The organism is Kaistella sp. CFF1-2, from assembly GCF_059509915.1.
In genome coordinates this window covers 25,534-45,244 of the sequence record NZ_JCAKLF010000001.1, presented here as the reverse complement: position 1 = coordinate 45,244, position 19,711 = coordinate 25,534, and the positions used below count along the sequence as shown (strand labels likewise).

Sequence of the window (19,711 nt, the reverse complement as noted above, 5' to 3'; positions counted from 1 at the left end):
ACTTATTTATTTAATTCTTCATACAACAAAAGGGCGTTCTTAGTCACCACTTTTTCATTCGGCTTAAAATTTTCTTGAACGTAGATATATTCTTCATTTTGACCAATTTGCGTAATTCTACGAACCTCCATATCGCAATCGTTACGATATACAACGACGTATTCTTTATTGTTTTCGAATATTTTAGCTTCTTTAGGAATGGCATAACCTTGCCCCAGAACATTCTTTTTGTCAATAATAATATCCGAACTCAAACCAGGCATTAAATCCAAATTCTGATTATCCAAAACAACACGCGCTTTCATCACATGTTCGTTATCATCAAAAACATTGTAAATTTTATCAATTTTTCCAGCGTAAATTTTATCTGGATAAGCTACACTACGTACTTTCACGTTGTCTCCTAAATGAACATATTGAAGATTACTTGCATAGATATTGACCATCACCCAAACTTGTTTCAAATTGGAAATCGAAAACAGCTTTTCATCTTCATTATCCGTAATTGTTTGTCCAACACTAATCTTTTTCTGAACGATATAGCCGTTTTTTGGAGCTAAAATTTGAAACTGACCATTCCCAACGGCTTTATACAATTGCAAAGCCGCATTAATCTTGTCAATTTCAATTTTATTAGAGTTTAATTCGTGCTCTAACTGGGTCACTTCAGGTAACGAAGCCATTCCATCCAATAAAAGTTCCTTTTTAGTTTTAATTTGCTTATGAAGTAACGTAATCTGATTTTGAAAATATCGTCTCTGTAAGGCCAAATCTTGAATTTGAGCCGATTGAACCACCGCCAGAACTTGCCCTCTTTTCACATAATCGCCTTGCTCAAAATACACACGATCTACAACGCCTTGCAATAAACTTTTGAATCCAACTAAGTCGTTTTCGTTGTACTCAATTTTCCCAGACAACATGAGTTGTTCCTGAATTGGTTGCTCGCTCACTAATTGCATTTGCATTGCTTTTTTCAACTCGGCATTAACGCAATATTTTTCTTTTTTTTCTTGTGTTGTTGGAACTTCTGCTTTAGAACAACTTAAAAGCAAAATCGGAAGTAGAAGGTATTGTAACTTGTTTTTTTTCATCTTAAAAATCTTTTCCAGTGATGTATTGCAACTCTTCGTAGGTTAAATTGTAGAGTTCTTGAATTTCGTATGATGCTTTTTGAGATTCTCGAAACGCCTGAGTATAATCAATAAATTCCAGCATCGTCACTTGCTTATTTTGCATTTGTCGGCGGTAGGTTTCAATCATTTTGCGATGTTCAGCTTCCTGAATACTTTCTTCATTTTTTATTGAACTTTCCAAACGTTTTAGCTGTTCGATGAGATGATCAATCGATCGAAGTAAATTGAATTCTAAAACATTCCGTTTCGCTTTTTCTTGCTGCATTTTATACTCGGCAGCCTTAATATTTCCTTTGTTCTTGTTGAAAACCGGAAGATCCATTTGAACTCCAAAACCAACAAAATCACGCATGATATTTCCACCTCGATCATAATTCAAGCTAAATTCCAAATCAGGAACGCGAGTAGCGTATTGCAATTCCCAATTTTTCTTCGCAACAACGGATTGATTATCATTTTGAAGCAAACCAATATTTTGAGACAAAGCGGTTTGCTTAATATCTAGAGGAACCAAAGAACTGTATACCCTCGTTTCCGCTGGGAATTTAATTTGATTAGTTTCTAAAGATTCATTGTTCGTTAAAACTCGCAATGTCGTTAGAACTTGAGCTTTCTCGTTTTGAAGAGTAATCCACTCTTTTTGAAGTTGACTTAATTCCGTTTGAACTCGAAAAAAATCAGCTCTAGAAACGTTATGAAGCTGAGATTGTCTTTGATACTGATTTTTCAATTCTTCAAAAACGGAAATCGTTTCTTGCAACGAAATTTCTTGCTGAGAAATTCGATTAAGGTTCCAATACTGCGTTCGCAATTCTTTTTTCAACTCCAAAACCGTTTCTTGATATTCTAGAATTGCGGAGTTTTTTTCAACCTCTTTTAAAGCAACACGCTTCTTTCTTTTGCCAGCAGTTTCTAATACTTGTTCCAATTCGACAGCAACCTGTTGGTTTCTCCCGTAATTGGAAAATAAGTTGGGTTGTTCCTCCACTTTATAGGTTTTCCAAAGATTGACTTCCGAAACGCTTAATGTTGGATTGGGTAAAAATTTAGCTTGAATAATTTCGGCATCAGCAATGTCCAAATTATATTTCTGAGCGATGATTTGGGTATTCTTGGTGATAAATTGATGTTCAAGATCTTGAATGCTGTATTCTTGCGCTTGAATAAAACCGACACTAAATAACGCCCAAATGGGTAAAAAATAATTTTTCACTTGATTCATTTTCAAGCGCCAAAATTATCTTTCAAAGATTAAGGCTAAGGTTAAAGTAGATTAAAAACGGATTAAAAAGCTGAGGAAACATCGAGTAAAACGACCGTTCCTTTAGGCTGGTTGGGCTTTAACGCCATTTCGATGTGATGAAGTTTAAAAATGATATTGGCAATGGAAAGTCCAATTCCTTTTCCTTGATAATTCTGCGTGTTGTTTCCACGCACAAAACTTTGTTTGATTCGGTCCAAATCGTCTTGAAGAATTCCAATTCCTTGGTCAATAATTTGAATTTGAAGTTTGTCTTTGACTTGTAAAAACACAACTCTAATTTTCTGATTATTAGAATATTTAATTGCGTTTCCAATAATATTTCCGATCGCAACTTCCAGTAATTTATCATTTCCTTGAATGGTCAATAAACGATCGTCTTCCACCTGTAAATCCACTTCAATTTGGGCATGATGGTACAAAACAGAATTCTCAATAACCTGCCAAACAACTTCATCAATCCGTATTGGTTTCAAATCAAAATTGGTTTTAACACCGGACAACAACATCATTTGATCTAAAGTTTCTTGAAGATCATTGGTGTATTGTTTCAAATTCTGGATCACCCCTTCATATTCTTCTAAGCTTCGTTTTTTATGGTCGGTAACTTCTAAAGTCCCTAAGAGAGCCGTAATTGGTGTTCTCAACTCATGGGAAACGTAATCGATAAAGTTTTTCTGTACACCAAAAGTCCGAGAAATTTGTTCGATAAAATGGTTGTATGTTTTAAGTAAATCTTCAATTTCAGAATAAGAATTTTTTACTTCCAAAGGCGTGCTAAAATTCTCTAAATTTCTCTTTTTAATCTGTTCATTCATTTGCATAATCGGCTTATATGCGATAAAACCCAAATACTGGGAAAACAGATAAATAACCACCAAACCACCCAACGAAGCCAAAATTAAAATCGTCAAAAGCGAATTCATTTGATCGTTGAAATCACGTTTGGATTCGCGAGTAACCACCACAAAATCACCTTGATTATCTTTGTAAAAAATCCCGTTGTAGAAATAGTCTTTTGTCGTAAACGAAGCCGATTGTTGAGTTCTAGAATTCTTTAAAAACGATACAGAAATAGACGAATCTTGAACCATATTGCCCAAAATGTGTTGATTAGCATCATTATAAATCGCAATATTCTTTCTCGAAATTGTTTTTAGTAGTTGATTTTTAACTTGATTATGTTCGATTGCAGACAATTCATCTTGATCCAGATAAAAAACGCCAGCCAAAAGGGATTTGCTGTGAAGGGCTTGCATCTCTTTACGCTCCATCGACTCGTAAAATGAAAAATAGATAATCGCAGAAATAACCAAAATGATTACACTGAAAATAGCTGATGAATAAAGCGATAATCGATTTCTAAGTTTCATTATTTTTCTTTCATAAACATATAACCAACGCCTTTTACGGTGTGAATATATTTGGTGTTTTTCTCTATTTTATTACGAAGATACGATATGTAAACGTCCACAACATTGGTGTGATTGTCAAAAGTAATTCCCCAAACAGCATTTAGAATTTGGAAGCGAGTCACCGCTTTATCAGCATTGTCAATCAAATAATTTAGAAGCTTAAATTCTCGTGGTGACAGTTCAATTTCCTCCCCTTTCAAAAAAACTTTGTATTGATCAAGATCCAAAACCAATTCGCCCAAATCTAATTTATTATCGGGAATTTGTTTCTGCGAATATTGATTTCTTCGAGTTAACGCTTTTATTCTTGACAATAACTCATCAAAATGAAATGGTTTCGTGATATAATCATCAGCGCCATAATCTAACGCCGAAACTTTGTCTTGAACAGCATTCAAGGCACTAAGCATCAATATTGGTGAATAAATTTTCTTGTAACGAAGCGTTTGTACCAACTGAAAACCGTCCATTCCGGGAAGCATAATGTCGCAAATAATTAAATCCCATTGAAGGTTTAAAAAACCTTCAACAACTGCTTCTCCTGATTTGCAAAGCGTAACCAAATAGTTTTGCTCTTCTAACCCTTTAATTAGAAAATCACTAATTCGCTTATCATCTTCAACAACCAATATTTGCATGTTTCTTTTTTTACAAAATTATTCAAAACCCTCGTTTTGAGTACTATAATTTTAAATTTCTAATGAATTTTTAACCTTTAAGAATGCTCTCTTTTTCAACTTTCAAATCCTTTAAAAATTCTCGATCGTGTGAAATAACGAGCAAACTTCCTTTGTATTCTTGCAAAGCGAAAGTTAGGATTTCAACATTTTCTAAATCGAGGTTGTTGGTTGGTTCGTCTAAAACGATTAAATCAGGCGCTTTTCCCATGATTGAAAGACAAGCGAGCAACAATCGCATTCTTTCGCCACCGCTTAAACTCGATACTTTTTTGTCCCAAACTTCATTTCGAAATAAAAATCGAGTTAAAATTGTTTTTAATTCGTGATCGGGAATTGGAGTTTCATTAAATGATTCAGCTTGTTCTAAAACACTAAGATTTTCATTTAAAATCGAATAATTTTGATCTAAATAAATGGATTTGAAATCTGCTTTTTCAATAGTTCCTTTTGATGGTTCTAAAACGCCGAGAAGAAGTTTTACCAACGTTGATTTTCCAGAAGCATTATTTCCTTTAATTGCCCAACGTTCGCCACTTAAAATCTGGAAATTTAAATCTTCTTTCCACAAAAAATCTTGATTGTATTTAAAATTAAGTTCTTTCACTTCAAACAAAATTTTTCCTTGATGCAAAGCGGAATCATCAAAATTAAATTTCATTTGTTGCAGTTGCGAAACTTCTCGTCTTAACTTCGACAAATCCTCAGAAATTCCGCCAATTTTCTCTGCGTGAACGTCTTTCATTTTCGAACTTGAATTTTCAGCCTTATTGCGAAGCGTATTCATCATAATTCGGGCAACGCCAGCATTTTCTTGCTTCTTCTTTCCTCGTGAATCCAATTTTTGTTGGCGTTCCACTGTTTCACGCTCTATTTCTTTGGCTTTTTTCAAAGATTTCTCTTTGCTTTTAATTTCGTTTGATAAAGCCAAATCCGAACCTTCTTTCTGCGCTTTATAAAACTCATAATTTCCACCAAAAACTTGAATTCCTTTAGGAGTAAGCTCCGCAACTTTATCCAATAAATTGAGTAACGTTCGGTCGTGACTCACCACCAATAAGGTTTTTGAAGTTTCAGAAACGAAATTGTACAACAATTGTCGAGCTTCAAAATCCAAATGATTGCTGGGTTCGTCCAAAATCACGAAATCGGCTTCGCAAATATCGATTCCCGCCAAAAGAACTTTGGTCTTTTGTCCGCCACTCAAGGTTTTCATTGAATCGGAAAGCGAAATATTTTCAATTTTCCACTTGGAAAAAGCTTCTACTACTCGATTTTCTAAATCCCAATCGTCATTTAGAATTTCAAAATTTTCTTCGGAAGCATCGCCTTCCAAAATTGCGTGTAAGGCTTTTAATTTAGAATCAATTTTTAAAGCTTCAGCCACCGAAATTTCATCCAACTGACCATAAATCTGTGGAACAAAATAGATTTTTTCATCGGAACTAATTTCACCGTCAGAAGGTGAAATTTCGCCCGAAATAAGTTTTAATAAAGTGGATTTCCCAACGCCGTTTTGACCAATTAAAGCGACTTTTTCGCCTTTGTTCAACGTAAAATTAAGGGAATGAAACAGCATCTCTTTATCTAGATGCAGATAGGTAATATTGTGTAACGTAAACATGTTTTTTCTTTAAAATGAAACTTGAGGCCCTGAATTGGGCTCTGAAAAGTCGTTGAAAGAAAATGAATTCTACATGTTTACGCGTTAATTTTGAATTACAAAGATAGGAATATTATTTTTTGACAATTAATCTTTCTGATAAAGTGCATGACCATCAACATACAAAGTAGCTTCCGATGGCTTGTACACATATTTTTTAGAAGCGAAATTACCCTCCGAATTCTTTTCCAAAATAATATTCGCTTCGTTTCCTAGGAAAAGTTCAGCTTTGGATTTATCGTCATTCATTAAAACAAATGCGCTGATAATGGCTTCACCTTCTTTGGTTTCGATAGGATTCAAACGAGTTCCTTCATTAAAAACCTGAATACAATTGTTCTTTAAAACGCTCCAAGTTTGTCCTGCAGAACCTTTACATCCATGTCTATCTTGATCATTTCCCACCATTTTTTGCGGTGCGTTGCAAGCCATTAAACTTCCGATAGCTACTAATAAGATTGTATTTTTCATTTTCAAATTTTCTTTGAACAAACAAAAATGGTGCTATTAAAGGCGGTTAATAGAAATTTAATCTAGAAATAATTATTTCCAAAACTCATCCTCAAAATTATCTTTTTCGTCGGAATGAACTTCTGCAAGCGTTTTTCCGATTTCTAAAAGTTGATTTTCAGTTAAATTTTCTTCTAAATGTGGAAACCATTGTCGTTCTTCAAATCGAATATGATTGTCCAATAAATTCGCAAATGCTTCAAGATTTTGAATGCTAAGATCTTTCGAAATTTCGTTGAATAAATCTTCCAAATCTTGATGTTCTTTGGCTACTCTAGTTGAGAATTCGTCTTTTAAATACGGAAATAAAATTCCCTCTTCTTCTTTGAAATGCTCCTTCAAATGCTGATTCCAGAAATAATCAACATACTTTTGAATTCGAGAAAGTTCAACTTCTTTCTTTAAACCTTGACGGATTTTCCAGCAACACAGCAAACCAAAATGATGGTCGTGTGAAAGTGGAATGATGTTTTCGTTACGTTTCATGTTTTTTATTTTTTAAATTACTGTTAATTATTCTTTTTTCTTGATAAAAAAGAACCAAAAAATCAAGACTTGAAAACTCAGCTAAAAATTCAAATGAAATCCTAAAATTTCTAAAACTCGCTCCAATACAATCCCATCCTTGCTCAAACACTAGAAATTTTTAGCGGATTTAATTCAAATTTTCTTAACGCTTCCGTTTTCTAGGTCATTAATTTAACAATAAACATTTTTAATAGGAAAAACTAAAAACCTCACCAATTTTAGAAAAAACTGATGAGGCAACACTATTAAATTTAGTTTATCTCTTTTCTTTTAAAGACCATCCGAATTTTAATCCGATGATGAAAATCACCAATAACAATTCACCAACAGCTAAAAGAATATCTCCCGGCACACGCATCCATCGTAGGAAATGCATGATTTCGGTTTGCATAAATTCTGCGGATCTTGCGTACCAATAGCCTTCTTGAATTGACGCTACAGCTTGCATAATTCCGATTGGGAGAATACTGATCGTCGTCATCACAAACAATCCGATATTCGTCAACCAAAATGCCCAACCAATTAATTTGTCATTCCATTGTCTATCTGGATACAAACCTCTCAAAATGAAGAGCATTAAACCAATTCCGAGAATTCCGTACACTCCAAATAATGCGGCATGACCATGAACTGCGGTTGTATTTAAACCTTGAATGTAATACAATGCAATTGGTGGATTGATGGCAAATCCGAAGATTCCTGCGCCTAAAAAGTTCCAAAAACACATCGCAATGAAGCAGTAGATTGGCCATTTGTAGGCTTTGATCCATTTTGTAGATTTACTGATTTGATAGTTGTGATAGGCTTCGTAACCAATTAACACCAACGGAACAATTTCTAATGCACTAAACGTCGCTCCCAAAGCCAAAACCGCAGTTGGTGTTGCCGAGAAATACAAGTGATGGAATGTTCCTAAAATTCCTCCTGCAAGGAAAATTATCGTTGAAAATAATACTGAAATCGTTGCTGATTTTAATCGTAACAAACCTAATCTTGTGAACAAGAATGCGGCAACAACGGTAGCAAAAACTTCGAAGAAACCTTCTACCCAAAGGTGAACAACCCACCATCTCCAATATTCGGCGATTGCCATGTGCGTTTGTCTTCCGTACATTAGTCCTGCTCCGTAGAACATCGCAATAGCTACTGATGCAATTACGAAAAGCGTAAGCATATGCCGGTTTTCGTCTTTTTTCTTCAAGGCTGGAAGCAAGGCACGAATCATTAAAATCAACCAAAGAATTAAGCCTACTAATAACAAAATTTGCCATACTCTTCCCAATTCAACGTATTCGTAACCAGAATGTCCCCAAAGGAAATTATCAACATAACCCAACTTTTGCATTACTCCTAACCATTGTCCGGCTAAAGAACCGAAAACAACGATTAACAAAGCACCAAAGAGAATATTGACACCTAATTTTTGATATTTTGGTTCGTAGCCCGAAACAGCTGGTGCAATGTACAATCCTGTTGCTAACCAAGATGTTGCAATCCAAAAAATGGCTAATTGTACGTGCCAACTTCGAGATACGGATTGTGGTAAAATTTCATCCAACGGAATTCCGTAAAATGCGCTTCCTTCCACACCGTAATGCGCTGTGATAACGCCCGCTAACATTTGAACCAAAATTAAAAGTGCAACCACCCAAATGTATTTTAAGGTTGCTCGCATGGAAGCCGTTGGTTTCATATTTCGAAGTGGATCATCTAAAGGCAAAGCTTCTGCGATTTCTTCTTCTTTATTTTTAGCATGATAGAAAACCAATGCGCCAACGCCCACTAACAGCATCAAAACACTAAATCCAGACCATAAATGCAACGAACTCGACGGAATATTCCCAACAGTTGGATCATGAGGCCAGTTGTTGGTGTACGAAACATTATCATTTGGTCGATTCGTGATACAAACCCAAGTTGTCCAAGAGAAAAAAGCGTTCATTTTATCCATTCTTGCTTGATCTTTAACAGTAAACTTCTGGATAGCATACGCATCTCGAAGTTTTGCCATCGACGGATCTCCCATGAATAATTTAGAATAATAATCTGCCAACTTCACCTGAACTTTAGCTCGTTCAGGTGAAATCGTAATGGTTTGCGTAGCTTCATCCAACGTATTGGTACGAAGTTCTTTCTTTAATAAAGTTTGATATTTCGCTTGTTCTTCGTCTGGAAGATCTTTGTAAACTTTTCCATCTTTTTTAGCCAATTCATCCAGTAAAAGTGTGGATTCGCGATGCAGATAATCGGCAGTCCAATCGGGAGCAATGTAGGCGCCATGTCCCCAAATACTTCCAACCGTTTGTCCACCAATCGATTGCCAAACATTTTGTCCATCTTTTACATCTTGCCCTGTATAAAGTACTTTTCCATCCGTAGTAACCACTTTTTCGGGAATTGGCGGGACTTTACGATAGATGTCTACGCCGTAAAAAATGAGAACTGCAAAGGAGGCAATAATGACAAACGCCAGCCAACCCCATAGTTTTTTAGGTGTCATAGTTTTGCTTTTTAGTTGTTAACCACAGAGAATTCCTTCTCCAATTCGATAGATTTTGGGAACAAAATGTTGTTTTCCAAATGAATGTGCGTGTGCAAATCGTTTTCGAAATCCTGAAGCATTGCAAACGTCACTCGATACGTGTTGCAAGCATCTGCTGGAGGATTGTAGTTATTGGTCAACTGTGCGATTTTTTCCAATCTTTCGCCTTCAACAGTGTGTTCATGTTTCATCATTTCAACAGGATTTTCTACCGTTCCGAAATGAGGTTGCTCAATCGGTTGACCTGAAATTTTAGAGTTCATCATTTTTCGAACAAATGGAAATAAAACCAATTCTTCTTTTTTAAGATGCGCCGCTAAATCCTGTGCAGAAGCATTAAACAAGTCTCGAATTTCAAAAAGTTCGGGATGTCTATCGCCATGTACTTTGCAAAGTTTGTCTAAAAACTCCTGAATAATCGGTGTTTTCTCTTCAACATAACGATGATGCGTTTTCTCTACATAATCTGCTAATAAATCTAATGGCCAAGATTTAAAATCTATTCCGCTTGCTCCTGAAGTTGGAAGATTTTCTAATTCAGAATAAATTTTATTTGGGTCCAAATCCTTTTTATCACAAGCATCTTCGATGGTTCGCCCACCTTTGCAACAAAAATCAATTCCAAATTTTTTAAAAATAGCTGCCGTTCTGAAATCTTCTGCAACCATATCTCCTATTAAATCTGTTCTCGTGTTCATAATAAAATACTTTTTTATCCTTTATTGTTGTAATTTTTTTTGAAAAAACCTCATTGGAAATTCAACCAATGAGGCATTAGTTTCTATTTTTTCTGTGCTAAAATATATTTCACCATCAGTTTAGCATTGTCTTGACTCAATCCAGCGTGCGGCGTCATCGGAATTTCGCCCCAAACACCTTTTCCGCCTTCAATAATTTTCGTTGCCAAATGATCGATGTCGGCTTCGGTGTATTTTGCTGCCACTTCTTGATACGACGGACCAACTAATTTCGCATCCACTTTATGACAAGAAAGACAATCGGTTCCTTCAACTAAACTTTTCCCTTCCTCTTCAGGAGTCAAAGCTGCTACTGGTGCACTTTCTGCTGCTTTTTCACTTGGTTCTGGTAACATTACGTTAGATTCTGGTTCTACAACAGGTTCTGTTTTTTTAGAACAAGAAACGATGGCTAATGATGCTACTAATGCTGTTAATACTAATTTTTTCATAGCTGATTTATTTGTTTATTTTTAATTTATTTAAGTTCATTTTTCACGGCTGAAACGGTTTTATCGATATCGATGTTGATGCCTTCTTTTTGATGAACCAACAATCCTTCCTTCGAAAACACACTAATTATATTGGAATGCGAAAAATCCATTGGCGAAATTTGCTTGTATTTCATCGCCAAAACATTGGCTAATTCTCTGGTATTGGTTTCGCTGCTTCGAATAAACAACCATTGCTTGCCGTTAAGTTGATAGGTTTTTAAAAACTCCTGCATCTTTTCTGGCGTATCGTGTTCGGGATCAATAGAAATCAAAACATAGCGCAAATCTTCAGGATTTTCATGTCCAACTTTCGCTTCAATCGCCTTCATATCAAGAGTTAACTTTGGACAAGCCGTTTTACAAGAAGTGTAAACCATCACCATCGTTAAGACTTTTCCTTTTAAATCTTCCAATTTTATTTTGGTTCCGTCTGCTTGTTCCCATTTTGACGACAAATTAAATATGGAATTCGGGTCCAGATTCTCGCTTGATTTTTCTTGACAACTATTGAGAATGATCAAACTTAAACAAGCGGTTGCGATAATTTTTAGTAGGTTCTTCATTTTTAAAATTTTAATTTAAATCCTTTGCACAACGAAATCCGAGATTGTTAACGGTATAATCGGCGTTCATACTTCCACGCATCGCGAAACGAATAAAGGCGGCATAATTTCTCAAATCCGAAGACGTTACCGAAGCGCCTGCACAAAACAAGGTTTCGTTTGCTGCATTGTCTTTTCGAGATTCTCCTGTAATCATCACCGAATTGAAATCTTCCGTCCATTCCCAAATCGTTCCGTACATATCGTAAATTCCCCAAGCATTCGGCTGGTGTTGCTTTACGGCTTGTTTATACTTTCCTTTTTCTTGATACAAATTCAAAATATGTATTGTAAACTCGGGATCTTTGGTAGCATCTTTTAGATTCTCATTGGCACGAGCGGCATATTCCCATTCATCAACGGTTGGCAAACGCTTTCCTACGCTTTCTGCATAGGCTTTCGCTGCAAACCAAGAAACATTGGTTACTGGCGCATCTGGACTTACATCGGCGGGAATTTCAAAATCACTTTTCCAATGTTTTAAATACGTGCTATCTGCGTAGAGTTTCAGAACTTTACTTTTGGTCCATTGAGGATTTGCTTTTAAAAATTCGAGGTATTCAAAATTAGTAACAGCAGTCTCGTCTAGCATAAAAGATTCTACAGTCGTCAAGCTATCACTTTCTTTTCCTACAAAAGCTCTGTACTGTCCACCATCCACTTTCATCATTTTTTTATGGCTTGTAATACGAATGATTGATGGTTTTTCACTTTCAATTTTTGTTATAGATTGTTTTTTACTACAACTAAAAACTAAAATCAAACTTAATATGTAAACGAGATTTTTCATTTTTAAAATTGAATCCTCAATGATGAACCAAAAGTTCAAAAAACTACTACTATGGATTATTTTTTAATTGATTTATAAACTTTAGGGTTATCAGCACCGGTAACTTTTATTTTACCCAATGCTCCTTTGTTGAAGGCTCTGAAAATGGCGTGATCCACGATAACGTATTCACCAGGAACTGTCGCTTTAAATTCAACAATCGCTGCACCACCAGGCGGAATTACCGTTGTTTGTACGTTTTCATTTACTTTAGAACCACCTTCTATATAGACTCTATCGAAGATTTCACCAATAACGTGGAAGGATGATGTTAAATTCGGTCCACCATTTCCAACAAAGAATCGTACCGTTTCCCCGACTTTAGCTTCCAACTCGCCTTTTCCTAAAAGAGCTCCTGTATGCCCGTTGAACACAACATAATCTGGATTTTCTGCAATGGCTTTATCCATGTCAAACTCCTGCATTCCTTTCTCGCCAAATTTCCCATTCGTGTAGAAATCGCCTTGCATAATGTAATATTCTTTATCCACTTTCGGAAGTCCACCTTCTGGTTCAATTAAAATTAGACCGTACATTCCGTTCGCAATGTGCATTCCCACAGGCGCCGTCGCACAATGATAGACATACAGACCAGGATTCAAAGCTTTAAAATTAAATACCGCTTCTTTTCCAGGAGCTACGAAAGTTGCTTCTGCTCCACCACCGGGACCATTTACTGCATGAAGATCAATATTGTGCGGGAAAACCGAGTTCTCATTATTTTTTAAATGAAATTCTATCTCATCGCCAACTCTTGCTCTGATAAAATTCCCAGGAACTGTTCCACCGAACGTCCAGAAATTATACTGAGTACCATCGGCTAATTCACCAACTTTTTCGATGGTTTCCATACGAACGATTAATTTTTTAGCCGCACGATCACCGATTGGTGCAGGAACATTGGGTGCGGAAGTTAATTTTGCTTCTTCGGCAGCACCAGAAACTGCTATATTTTCGGTATCAGAACCGTTTGAAGGTTTCTCTGTTGAATTTTGTTTGCAAGCGCTTACTGTAAGTCCTGCAAGGACAATTGCTACTGGAAAAAGGAACTTTTTCATGTTAATTGGTTATTTTTAAAGTGTTAAATACGTGTGTTTTATCTTGTCTTTTTCGTTCTAATTGAAATATCGGAAGCGCGATTAATAAAATAAGTTTCAAAACTTCTGCATAGATGAAATAGTCATGCAAAGGCGTTGGTGGAAGCCCTTTTCCTGAAGCTAAAACATCTGCTCGAGCATCCAAAATTGGTAGCATCCAAAATTTTTCTAAAGCAACTAAAGTTGCTAGTAAAACCACGGTGACAAGAATTTTCTTTGTGCATTTTTCCCAATCATAAGCGATACAAGCTCCGATCAAAAGCAGTAAAACCAGTTGAATATTTGTTGAAACTCCAAACATGATTTTTCCTAATTCTAATGCAATTGGAAGCGTCATTCCTGGCACTTGAAATTTTAAAGGCGTTTCTAAAAAACTTATTGCCAAAACCAATCCCAACCAGAAAAAACTGATGGCGAAAATTGCAAGATATTTTATCTGAGTTTTCATATTAAATACTTTAATATCTTTATATCTTATTATATAATAAATCGACTATTCTATTTATCTTTTTAAGAATGCTTTATGTTCATCAAGTTGATTCACAAAATCACCAATTTTCATTTCTACAAGCATCTCTTTAAGATTATCTCGAATATGCTTGAATTCGTTATGTACCGGACAAGGATGTGTTTCTGAACATGACTTCAGACCTAAAGCACAACCTGAAAAAATTTTATCTCCATCAATTTCACGAACCACTTCGATCAACGATCTATTAAGACTTTCATTATCCAAATAGAACCCCCCTGTGGGGCCTTTCAACGATTGTACAAATCCTTTTCTACTTAAATCTTGCAAAATTTTTGCGATGAAATATTCTGGAGAATCTATTCCGTTTGCAATATCTTTAATCCCCACTCTTCCACCATCCTTCGTTTGTTGGGTGATGTAAATCAAGGCGCGTAAAGCATATTCACAAGTTTTGGAAAACATCTTTCATATATTTCTTTGACAAAGATAAAAAGTAATTTTTAATAAAAGATATTTTAGTCTTTTATTTAATACTGATTTCTATCATATTGGAAATCCCAAGTAAGAATCTCTAATTTTGCCCTAAAATTGGTTGGAATTTCTTCTTGTACATAATTAACAGAAATCTGTCTTCTAATTCCTAAACATGAAAATCTGGTTATCCATACTCTATTCATCCATGTTACTATTATGTAGTAACCAATCCACTTTGGTTTGGATGGACTATTATGTAAACAAAGATTTCTACGAATTGCATTGTGAAAACAAAAGCAAACCGGAATTAGAGTGCCATGGAAAATGTCAAGTAACAAAACCAGAGAACCAAAAACCGCAATCTCAATTACTTCTTATTTGCTGTGGATTTAGTTTTACAAAACCTATTCAATCACAGTTTTCCGTTGAAAAAAAGACTTGTTCTATTTCAACAAAAATTAATGAAATAACAACCTCACATTACCAATCTCCAACCGCAAAATTGTTGGACGAGCCTCCTATTGTTGGATAATTTTTAAAATTATTTTTTCGAAGTTGGATTTACAATGAATCCAGCAAAGTAATCATTCAACAATTCAAAAATCATGTTACTAAAACATCAAAAAGCTATTTGCAAAATAGGTTTAGGCTTATTCTGCTCGGTGGCGAGCTTTAATTTTGCGCAAGCTCAAGACCAAGACAGCATAAAAATTCAGAATATCGAAGTCGTAAAAATCACGAAAATAAATATTCAAAATCATCAAAATTCAAAGCAAATAAAGGTAAGTTCAACCCAACTTCTCGATCACGATGCTGGAAATTTCTTAAAAACTTTACCTGAAATTTCAGGAATCAAAAAAGCTGGAAATTTCGGTACAGATCCCGTTTTACGAGGTTTTAAATATGAACAACTCAACATCGTTACCGACGGCGCTGTTTATGTCATTAATGCTTGTCCAAGTCGCATGGATCCTTCGATTTCGCAAATTAATATGAACAGCGTTGCCGAAGCTCAAATCTACAAAGGACCGTATCAATTTCGCTTTGGTTCGACTTTGGGCGGCACGATTAATTTCGTTTCAGAAAAACCAATTTTTACGAATAAAACTAAGCTAAAAAACAGATTTTCTAGCAGTTATGATAGCAATGGATCTATTTTCAGAAATGAATTGATGTCGCAATTAACTTCTAAAAAATTCAATATTGATTTGTTCGGAAGTTACAACGATGGCGACCGATACAAAGACGGAAACGGAGACGAAGTTCGTTCCGCATTTAAACGTTATTCGATAGGTTCGAAAATTCAATACAAATGGTCGGATGACAAAATGACAAGTTTGCAAGTGAACACAAATCAAGGTCGAAATGTTGAATTTGCGGCTTTAAAAATGGATTTAATTTACGATAAAACTTGGATGGCGCAACTGAACCATCAAAGCATTTATAAAAATTCGCTTTTAAAAGAAATGGCTTACAATGCTTATTTCACACAGGTTCACCACTCGATGGGCGATCCCAAAAGAATGATGGTAAGTAACGTCGCTTCCAAAACCTATGGCGGAAGAATTGAAAGCAAATGGGGGAAAAATTCGTGGAATCTTTATTCGGGTTTCGATTACAAGCATGAGCAAGCCGAAAACGAAAGCATGACGATGAGCTCGCCCATGATGATGCCAAAAGATGGGAGTTCGTGGCAAGATTCTCACATCGAACAAATTGGTTGGTTTAATGAATTTTCAAAGAATTTCGCAACGTCAAAACTTACAGCTTCTTATCGAATGGATTATAACACAGCAAACGCTGGCGAAATGTCCAAACTATTTGAACAATTGTACGGCGGAATGAAGAGCGAGCAATTGAATCACAGTTTTAGTTTGGGTTATCAACAAAAATTTGGAAAACATTCAGATTTGGCGATTTGGCTAGGACGTGCGCAGCGAAGCGGAAGTTTGACAGAGCGATTTATCAACCGTTTCCCCGTTGGAAATGACAATTATGATGTGGTCGGAAATCCTTTAGTAAAGCCAGAAACTAACAATCAAGCAGATTTAATTTACACCTTTCATACCTCGAATTTCCATTTTCAAACGGATTTCTTTTATGCTTTTATGAAAAATTATATTGGGGCTGTTGTCAATCCTGATATTAAATCGAATTCCATGCAAAGTCCTGGTGTAAGACAAATTCAAAATATTAAAAAAGCAATGAAAGCTGGTGTTGAAGCTCGTTTGCAATGGCAATTCTTACCGAATTACAAAACCGATGTTGCCGTTGCCTACACCTATGCCGAGGATTTGGACAAAAAAACGCCTTTGGCAGAAATCGCACCACTCAACCTAAAATGGAATGTTGAAGGTCAGTATCAACAATTTTCATACGGAATTAATTACCGTTTTTCGGGCGCTCAAAACCGTGTGAATACCGATTTTAAAGAATTGAAAACGCCTGATTTTTCAGTAGTTGATTTGTACACGAATTTTAAAATTCAAGAGAATATTAAATTTCAAGTGGAAGTCAGTAATTTATTTAACAGAGCATACGCAGAACATTTGAGCAGAACTTTGAGCAGCAATAATCAACAAAGAATTTTAGAACGCGGACGAAGTTTTTATATTGGCGTTTTTGTGAATTTTTAAATTCAACAGCAGAATAACGAATCTAAATTGTAACCTTAAATTTGGATTCGTTTTTTCTGGATAATTCTAAATTCAAACTAATCAAATATTTAGTATTTTTACAAGCGAAAAATGCGGCCTACATTTTTCAAAAAAAACAAAAACACAAGAATCTCCATCAAAGATGATCAAAAATCGATTGCTCATATTAGTTTTTATACTAACTACCAACCTTGCCTTTTCTCAAAAATCCGAAGCCTTTGATTGGGTTGGAAAACTGTTTCAAATTCAATTCGATTCTCCTCAGGAAGCAGTTGATTTAGGAAACAAAATCCTGAAATATCCAAATGCAAGTCCTCTTGAACAATCGTATGCTTTAATAGGGATAGGAACTTCGTATTCCATTATGGGAAAATCTTCGAAAGCGATTCCCTATCTTACGCAAGCCATTAAAGTTGCTGAAAAGACCACCAATTATGAACTTCGTGTGAACTCGAACCTTGCCTTGGCCAATTTGTACACCAAAATGAATTTGCATGAGCAATCCTACCATTACATTTTGAAGGCAAAAGAGGAAATACAGCATGAACCCAATGAGGTTATTCGGACTTTTAGTGCCATGCGAATTTCTACACAATTAGGGCAAAATCTCAATCTGCAACTTCGATACGATGAATCCTTACATAGCTATCAAGAAGCTCTAAAATACACCGATCGTTACGAAAAGATTAGAAAAGAAGGAAGTGTGCATGGTGAATATTCCATGATTTATTCATCTATTGGCGAAACATTATACAACAATAACAGTTGGAAAGAGGCCGAAGTGGCTTTTAATAAAGCATTGAGCTATGCGGCGCAAAAAAAAGAAAATTATAGTTTTGAACGCGCCTTCAATTATAGTTTTTTGGGGAAAATCTACTTTCATCAAGGTGACTATGAAAAAGCCATAAAAATCCTAAAAGAAGCAGCCAAATTCAATGATAACAATCGTTCGTACATCGAAGCTGAGATAAACTATACTTTAGCTCAAGCGTATTCTAAAATTGACCAGCCAAAGAATTATACGCTTTATAATGAAAAATATCTTGCACTAAAAAATCAAATAAGTAACGAAGAAAAAAATGCGCTTTCCGAATCGATTAAAAATGAAATGCGTATCGTTCAGGAGCAAGAAAAAAGCAAAAAAATCAACCTCATTATCTCTGGTGTTCTTGTGAGCTTCATTATTTCCTTGGCATTATTTGTCAATATGAAGTTACATCGGAAAAGGAAAGAAGAAAAACGTCTTTTCCAGATAACCATAAACAAGCTTCAAAACACGATAGACGATACCAAACGTAAAGAAAGTGAAGTTGACATTCCTCATGTAAAAATCAAAAAGACAACTTCGTCTGCGACCGAAGACACGGAAAATAAACTGCTCCAAAAATTAGAAAAGTTTGAAAAATCGGAAGCATTTTTGAGTCCGAGAGTAAGCCTTTCTTATGTGGCTTCTCAATTCGGGACTAACCAAAGTTATATTTCAGAATTGGTAAATGCGTCTCGTGGAAAAAGTTTTAATCAGTATATCAACGAACTTCGAATAGATTACATCTGCAAGAAAATTTATGAAAATTCGGTCTATCAAAATTATAAAATTAGTCATTTGGCCGAGTTAACGGGCTACCCTTCACACACCGCATTTGCTAAAATATTCAAGAAAATAACAGGCATTTCACCTTCCGTTTTCATTGCCAACGCAAAAGAAAACAATCCGCTTTAAAACATTGATTATAAATATTTTACGTATTAATTCACACTATCTTTTTTTAAGATTTGGCAAGGTAAACCTTTGTTTTTAAAGGCAAAGAGCATGTATTTTTGATTCGAAATAAAAACAGTGCTTCTCAACATTTCAAGCATTGTTCTTAAAATTTAATTCGAACAAAAAAACAGTTGTTCTATACTTTTAAAAACACAAATGATGAAAATAATTTTCCTTATTTCTTCTTTTTTATTTTCTTCGATTCTCTATTCTCAAACTGGAAAAGTTGGGATTGGAACAAACGATCCTCAATCTGAACTTCACATTAAAGGAAGTTTACGACTTGATCATCCTTCGAAAGGAAATGGCTATTTACTGCAAGTATTTGATAATGGTTCCATGAAATGGTCGCCATTAATTCCAAACGCTGTAATGGGTTCTATCGGAAATTCGACTGGTTATAGTGGTGATATCCCTACAAATACCTATTTGAATGGAAACATCACACTTTCACCTGGAAAATGGTTGGTTAAGGTTTCATTACTGATCCCAACCGATTATAATGCCAATGCAACCAACAACACATCATCTTCTCTTCGATATGATGATATTGTTAATCGGGTTTCGTCGTATTTTACAGATTCCAATACCAATGCAAACGCTACTAGTGATTACATTCCAGGAGGAGCAACCAAAATTACAGGTTCATTAATTACGCCAAGTATGTACGGTATGGTTGAAGGATATGCATTACTAGAAAATGCATCGACACAAAATAAAACCTATTACTTATGGGGAAAATCAGATCGCACTGCAGTAACGAGCGATCCCAATATTCTACCATTGTTCAAACTGTCAGCTTTCTGGGGGGAAAACCGAATTTATGCCTACCCTATTTCTACAACGAATTAAACC

At 35.4% G+C, this 19,711-nt stretch carries 19 protein-coding genes; 4 read left to right on the top strand and 15 right to left on the bottom strand.

What is annotated here, in order from left to right; all coding sequences use genetic code 11:
• Positions 1 to 2: 2 nt before the first annotated feature.
• From AC5XHR_RS00220 to AC5XHR_RS00150, 15 genes are all read right to left on the bottom strand, one after another.
• Positions 3 to 1,094, bottom strand: coding sequence for an efflux RND transporter periplasmic adaptor subunit (locus AC5XHR_RS00220; RefSeq protein WP_495948754.1), 1,092 nt, complete (start codon positions 1,092 to 1,094; stop codon positions 3 to 5).
• A 1-nt stretch (position 1,095) separates the two neighbouring features.
• Entirely contained in the window at positions 1,096 to 2,349 is a 1,254-nt protein-coding gene (locus AC5XHR_RS00215; RefSeq protein ID WP_495948753.1) for a TolC family protein, read from the bottom strand.
• Positions 2,350 to 2,420: 71 nt separating this feature from the next.
• Positions 2,421 to 3,770, bottom strand: coding sequence for an ATP-binding protein (locus AC5XHR_RS00210; protein WP_495948752.1), 1,350 nt, complete (start codon positions 3,768 to 3,770; stop codon positions 2,421 to 2,423).
• Positions 3,770 to 4,450 carry a response regulator transcription factor gene (locus AC5XHR_RS00205; protein WP_495948751.1) on the bottom strand — a complete coding sequence of 227 codons (681 nt, stop codon included), beginning with the start codon at positions 4,448 to 4,450 and terminating at the stop codon, positions 3,770 to 3,772. Before AC5XHR_RS00205 ends, AC5XHR_RS00210 begins: the two co-directional genes overlap by 1 nt.
• A 70-nt stretch (positions 4,451 to 4,520) precedes the next feature.
• Positions 4,521 to 6,113, bottom strand: a complete 1,593-nt coding sequence (locus tag AC5XHR_RS00200; RefSeq protein ID WP_495948750.1) for an ABC-F family ATP-binding cassette domain-containing protein — start codon at positions 6,111 to 6,113, stop codon at positions 4,521 to 4,523.
• A gap of 126 nt (positions 6,114 to 6,239) precedes the next feature.
• Complete coding sequence (locus AC5XHR_RS00195) at positions 6,240 to 6,623, bottom strand: hypothetical protein (protein WP_495948749.1); 384 nt, start codon at positions 6,621 to 6,623, stop codon at positions 6,240 to 6,242.
• Positions 6,624 to 6,695: 72 nt separating this feature from the next.
• The gene (locus AC5XHR_RS00190; protein ID WP_495948748.1) at positions 6,696 to 7,148 is read right to left on the bottom strand and encodes a hemerythrin domain-containing protein; all 453 of its coding nucleotides are present in this window, start codon (positions 7,146 to 7,148) and stop codon (positions 6,696 to 6,698) included.
• Between the two features lie 298 nt (positions 7,149 to 7,446).
• The gene (locus AC5XHR_RS00185) at positions 7,447 to 9,690 is read right to left on the bottom strand and encodes a nitric-oxide reductase large subunit (RefSeq protein ID WP_495948747.1); all 2,244 of its coding nucleotides are present in this window, start codon (positions 9,688 to 9,690) and stop codon (positions 7,447 to 7,449) included.
• 11 nt (positions 9,691 to 9,701) lie between these two features.
• Positions 9,702 to 10,430, bottom strand: a complete 729-nt coding sequence (gene ric / locus AC5XHR_RS00180) for an iron-sulfur cluster repair di-iron protein (RefSeq protein WP_495948746.1) — start codon at positions 10,428 to 10,430, stop codon at positions 9,702 to 9,704.
• Between the two features lie 83 nt (positions 10,431 to 10,513).
• Entirely contained in the window at positions 10,514 to 10,921 is a 408-nt protein-coding gene (locus AC5XHR_RS00175; RefSeq protein ID WP_495948745.1) for a c-type cytochrome, read from the bottom strand.
• 26 nt (positions 10,922 to 10,947) lie between these two features.
• The gene (locus AC5XHR_RS00170; RefSeq protein WP_495948744.1) at positions 10,948 to 11,526 is read right to left on the bottom strand and encodes an SCO family protein; all 579 of its coding nucleotides are present in this window, start codon (positions 11,524 to 11,526) and stop codon (positions 10,948 to 10,950) included.
• A 10-nt stretch (positions 11,527 to 11,536) separates the two neighbouring features.
• A complete protein-coding gene (locus AC5XHR_RS00165) occupies positions 11,537 to 12,355 on the bottom strand; it encodes a formylglycine-generating enzyme family protein (RefSeq protein ID WP_495948743.1) in 819 nt (272 codons plus the stop codon).
• Between the two features lie 56 nt (positions 12,356 to 12,411).
• Entirely contained in the window at positions 12,412 to 13,452 is a 1,041-nt protein-coding gene (gene nirK, locus AC5XHR_RS00160; RefSeq protein ID WP_495948742.1) for a copper-containing nitrite reductase, read from the bottom strand.
• Position 13,453: 1 nt separating this feature from the next.
• On the bottom strand, positions 13,454 to 13,939 hold the full coding sequence (locus AC5XHR_RS00155) for a hypothetical protein (protein WP_495948741.1): 486 nt from the start codon (positions 13,937 to 13,939) through the stop codon (positions 13,454 to 13,456).
• Between the two features lie 54 nt (positions 13,940 to 13,993).
• Complete coding sequence (locus AC5XHR_RS00150) at positions 13,994 to 14,425, bottom strand: RrF2 family transcriptional regulator (protein WP_495948740.1); 432 nt, start codon at positions 14,423 to 14,425, stop codon at positions 13,994 to 13,996.
• 184 nt (positions 14,426 to 14,609) lie between these two features.
• Between AC5XHR_RS00150 and AC5XHR_RS00145 the strand changes: the two genes are divergently transcribed.
• The 4 genes from AC5XHR_RS00145 (at position 14,610) to AC5XHR_RS00130 (ending at position 19,708) form a co-directional block, all read left to right on the top strand.
• Entirely contained in the window at positions 14,610 to 14,969 is a 360-nt protein-coding gene (locus AC5XHR_RS00145) for a hypothetical protein (protein ID WP_495948739.1), read from the top strand.
• A gap of 73 nt (positions 14,970 to 15,042) precedes the next feature.
• Positions 15,043 to 17,073 carry a TonB-dependent receptor domain-containing protein gene (locus tag AC5XHR_RS00140; RefSeq protein WP_495948738.1) on the top strand — a complete coding sequence of 677 codons (2,031 nt, stop codon included), beginning with the start codon at positions 15,043 to 15,045 and terminating at the stop codon, positions 17,071 to 17,073.
• 163 nt (positions 17,074 to 17,236) lie between these two features.
• Positions 17,237 to 18,814 carry a tetratricopeptide repeat protein gene (locus AC5XHR_RS00135; protein ID WP_495948737.1) on the top strand — a complete coding sequence of 526 codons (1,578 nt, stop codon included), beginning with the start codon at positions 17,237 to 17,239 and terminating at the stop codon, positions 18,812 to 18,814.
• A gap of 201 nt (positions 18,815 to 19,015) precedes the next feature.
• Positions 19,016 to 19,708 carry a hypothetical protein gene (locus AC5XHR_RS00130; protein WP_495948736.1) on the top strand — a complete coding sequence of 231 codons (693 nt, stop codon included), beginning with the start codon at positions 19,016 to 19,018 and terminating at the stop codon, positions 19,706 to 19,708.
• Positions 19,709 to 19,711 lie beyond the last annotated feature (3 nt).